The organism is Streptococcus lactarius (assembly GCF_016642265.1).
Taxonomy (GTDB): domain Bacteria; phylum Bacillota; class Bacilli; order Lactobacillales; family Streptococcaceae; genus Streptococcus; species Streptococcus lactarius.
Window position 1 is genome coordinate 1 of the sequence record NZ_MRXX01000012.1, and the last position, 3,980, is coordinate 3,980.

A 3,980-nucleotide genomic window follows, 5' to 3' on the forward strand; every position below is an offset into this window, starting at 1 on the left:
TTCTTAGAACAAACCTTTCAGTTTGTCCAAGGCACCGCTGACCATTTCGTTTCCTGAAACCAGCCCTTTTGCTTGTTCAAGGTAGTCACCGAGGTTGTCTTAAACAATTTACGTGATTTGTTTTATAGCTATTTACAAGTTGAAGCATATAATAGATAGATTTTATGACTTAGAGATATTAGAAAAATATTCTAGAGTGCGGATTAATTGAGCTGTGAAACTCATTTCATTATCATACCAAGCAACCGTCTTCACAAGATAGTTTTGTCCATCTGTAGTAACTTCTGTTTGAGTTGCATCGAAGATTGAACCATGGGTATCACCGATAATATCACTAGAGACAATGAAATCCTCATTATAGGCAAAACTTTCATTTTGAGCAGCTTTCATTGCGGCATTCACCTCTTCAACAGTGACCGGTGTTTTTACGAGACTAACCAGTTCTGTAAGAGAGCCAGTAGGAGTTGCTACACGTTGTGCATGGCCTTTTAGCAAACCATCTAATTCTGGAATAACTAGTCCAATAGCTTTGGCAGCGCCAGATGAAGTTGGAACCGTATTTACTGCGGCTGCTCTCGCACGTCGCAAATCTCCTTTGCGATGAGGAGCATCAAGCGTCATTTGATCACCAGTATAGCTATGAATTGTTGTCATAGTCCCAACTAGAATTCCGAATTTCTTATTTAAAGTGTCAGCCATAGGAGCTAGGCAATTTGTTGTACATGAGCCTGGTGAAATGACTGTTTCTTCACCAGTCAAGGTTTTATGATTGACATTAAATACAACAGTTTTTACATCATTTCCACCTGGTGCAGTGATGATTACTTTCTTTGCACCACCATTTTTATGAAGATGTTTTTCGGCTTTTTCTTTTGTTGCAAAGAAACCTGTTGCTTCCAATACAATGTCAACTCCTGAAGAAGCCCAATCAATTTTTTCAGGATCAGGCTCACTCGTGACTTTAATAAACTTGTTGTTAATAACAAAACCATCTTCTTTAACATCAATTGTTCCCTTAAATTTTCCTTGGGTACTATCGTATTTTAAAAGATGAGCTAACATTTTTGAATCAGTTAAATCATTGACGTGAGTAACTTCTATATTATCAAGTGTTTGGATTCGACGTAATGCCAAGCGACCAATACGGCCGAATCCATTAATTCCAACTTTAACAACCATTTTATTCTCCTCCTTTATCCTATTTCAACATCTAAGTAAATTGTTGAAAATGGTTGAGAACACTAATCGTGATATTCTCCACGAGCCCATTTTGCATTTTCTTCATCAAAGATATGATCATTAGCAGCTACATCAGGAGTCACTTCAGAAAGCTGATCAATTTTGGCAATCAACTTTTCTTTTTCAGGATTTTCCTCATATTTAGTATTGATAAATTCATCTACAATGTTATTAATAAAATTAATACCAAGAATGGCTCCACCAAAGGCTACAATGTTTGAGTTGAGATTTTCACGTGCAGCACGAGCAGTTACTACGTCTCCAACAAGGGTTACTCGAGTACCAGGGACTTTATCAGCAGCAACTGCAATCCCAACACCTGTACCACAAAGGGCAACACCAAAGTCGGCATTTCCTTTCACAACTTCTTCAGCAATCAAGCGGCCGTAAATAGGGTAGTGGGTACGGACAAAGTCGTAAGTACCGACGTCAATAACTTCATGTCCTTGTTCTTTGAGGTGTTTCGAAATCTTCATTTTTACATCTGTTACAATGTGGTCACAACCGAGTGCAATTTTCATAGTATTCCCTCCTAGCAGAGTTTGTTTAGCATATCAATGCGGACTTGGTGACGTCCAGCGTCATAATCATGTTCCAAAAAAGTTTTTACAATTTCAACCGCAAGAATATCTCCAGTAATTCCAGAACCGAGATTAATAATTGGAGTGGAATTGTGTCGAATGGTCATCATGGCTGAGTGTTCATCGGAAACAGCTGCACAGATAATCCCCTTAAACTTATTGGCAGGCATAAAGGAATGACCATACTTATCGAAAAGAATTGCACGAGCGTGTTCATGTTTGCGAAATTCTTGAACGGCATTGACAGTAGAATCTACAAAATCCTCCGAACCGTGTGTAGAGTTGAGATCAATAACTTCATAACCGGAATGAAGCAAAAAGTTTTTGACAGTTTCTTTTAATTGGAAACCATCTCGGTCAGTAGCTAAAATGACTTTCATAAGAACCTTCTTTCTTTACTTTAGCTATAGGAAAGGATGCGATAAGCATCTTTTTAACGATATAGAAGACAAACTTTATCTTCAATTAAAGTATAGACCCTATGAAAATATTTGTCAAGAAATTATATAAAAAAGTTGAGGAAAAAAATCCCCAACTATTTTTTATGATGATTGATCCAGTCTCGGACGTCGGTTAAATCATAGTTCATTTCAGCCTGAAAAGCAACTTGGCTGAGCGTGATAGAAGTGAGAGTAGAGACCAGCGTATTTTCAATCATATCCAGTGAATTGGTGACAACGCATCTTTTGGCTTTTTTTCCTTCTTCCTCTCCCAAGAATCTTTTTAGAAGATTTTGACTTTCAAAAATACGATTTTTCCCTTCTATAGCAACAAAGACATCATAAAAACTAATCTGGCTCAGAGGTCTTGAAAGAGCAATGCCTCCATTTTTTCCTCGAACGGATTTTACTAGTCCCTCATTATCTAGCAGTTTAATAATTTTTTTTAAATAGGAATCTGAAACCCCCAATCGTTCACTTAAGAAAATGGAATTGATATATTCTCCTTCTGGTAGTTGATCAAGCATGAGTAGAACGTATATAGACTGTTCCCATCCAGATGATAAATGCATCTGTGTACCTCCGTATATAAAGATAATTCACATCCATAATACCAGTATAGACTTTTTTTTATGATTTCTCAATATACAGTGGGATAAAAGATTTTTGAAATTATTTGGAGATTTCTTGACATTTGTTTTAAAACGAGTAAAATAAAAGACAAAAAATATCTTTAATATCTTGTAAAGGAGTAGTCATGAAAAATAAATCGAATCTTATCTTTTTGTCAGCCATATTATTGACAACGATTTTTATGGGATCTTCTTTTCCGACGGGGAAGTACTTAATCGCCGTTGAACAGACACCCCCTCTATTAATTGGAGGTGTGCGGTTCATGATTGCGGGAGCCTTGATGTTAGCTATAAAATGTTTACATGGGAACTGGTCCTCTATTATTCCTAAAAGTGGAGCAAGAAAAGGTAAGGGTTTTATTCTTGTAATGATAATTGGACTCTTACAAACAGCTGGAACTATGGGGTTTTTGAATCTTGCTTTAGCTTATGGCCTGTCGTCCTCTATGTCATCGATTATCCTCTTTACCAATCCACTTTGGTTAGCTTTGTTAGCTCATTTCCTTCTAAAGGATCAACTGACCTTCAAAAAAATTAGTGCGCTACTATTAGGAGTTGCAGGAGTTGTGATATGCATTGGATGGGATGGTTCTGCTTTTAGTTTAGGAGCCTTGTTTGCCTTACTAGGTTCTTTTTGTTGGTCTGTCAATACGATTATTACAAAAAAAGTCCCATTTGATAATGGGCCTTGGATTTTTACAGGTTGGCAATTATTGCTAGGAGGTATTTTCCTCTATCTATTTTCATTACCCCTACATGAAAGTTATAATTTTGTAAATTTAGGATTTTGGGGCTGGATTTGGTTTGTTTGGTTAATTATACCTGCTTCTGTGGGCTCTTTTGGATTGTGGTTCTTTAGTCTAGGTCAAAAAGGAGCAACGACAGCTAGTAGTTTCTTATTCTTAGTTCCGATATTTTCTACACTCTTTTCAATTGTAGGTTTGCATGAAGCCTTTACGTTAAACTTGTTAATTGGTGGAGCAATGGTAGTATTTGCTTTAGTTTTGGTAAATTGGAAGCAAAAATGAAATCAAGTATACAATAAAAAGAGAGTGGGACAGAAATCGGTCATTCGTTAGAATTCGATT

5 protein-coding genes are annotated in these 3,980 nt (G+C 36.7%); 1 reads left to right on the forward strand and 4 read right to left on the reverse strand.

Annotation, left to right across the window (positions count from 1 at the left end):
* Positions 1 to 162 precede the first annotated feature (162 nt).
* The 4 genes from gap to BTU61_RS08395 form a co-directional block, all read right to left on the reverse strand.
* Positions 163 to 1,179 carry a type I glyceraldehyde-3-phosphate dehydrogenase gene (gene gap, locus BTU61_RS08380; protein ID WP_200773151.1) on the reverse strand — a complete coding sequence of 339 codons (1,017 nt, stop codon included), beginning with the start codon at positions 1,177 to 1,179 and terminating at the stop codon, positions 163 to 165.
* Positions 1,180 to 1,241: 62 nt separating this feature from the next.
* On the reverse strand, positions 1,242 to 1,760 hold the full coding sequence (gene lacB / locus BTU61_RS08385; RefSeq protein WP_200773152.1) for a galactose-6-phosphate isomerase subunit LacB: 519 nt from the start codon (positions 1,758 to 1,760) through the stop codon (positions 1,242 to 1,244).
* A gap of 11 nt (positions 1,761 to 1,771) precedes the next feature.
* The gene (gene lacA / locus BTU61_RS08390) at positions 1,772 to 2,200 is read right to left on the reverse strand and encodes a galactose-6-phosphate isomerase subunit LacA (protein WP_200773153.1); all 429 of its coding nucleotides are present in this window, start codon (positions 2,198 to 2,200) and stop codon (positions 1,772 to 1,774) included.
* A 155-nt stretch (positions 2,201 to 2,355) separates the two neighbouring features.
* Positions 2,356 to 2,832: an RrF2 family transcriptional regulator gene (locus BTU61_RS08395; RefSeq protein ID WP_006145833.1), complete on the reverse strand. Its 477-nt coding sequence runs from the start codon at positions 2,830 to 2,832 to the stop codon at positions 2,356 to 2,358.
* 185 nt (positions 2,833 to 3,017) lie between these two features.
* Between BTU61_RS08395 and BTU61_RS08400 the strand changes: the two genes are divergently transcribed.
* Complete coding sequence (locus BTU61_RS08400) at positions 3,018 to 3,920, forward strand: DMT family transporter (protein WP_200773154.1); 903 nt, start codon at positions 3,018 to 3,020, stop codon at positions 3,918 to 3,920.
* Positions 3,921 to 3,980 lie beyond the last annotated feature (60 nt).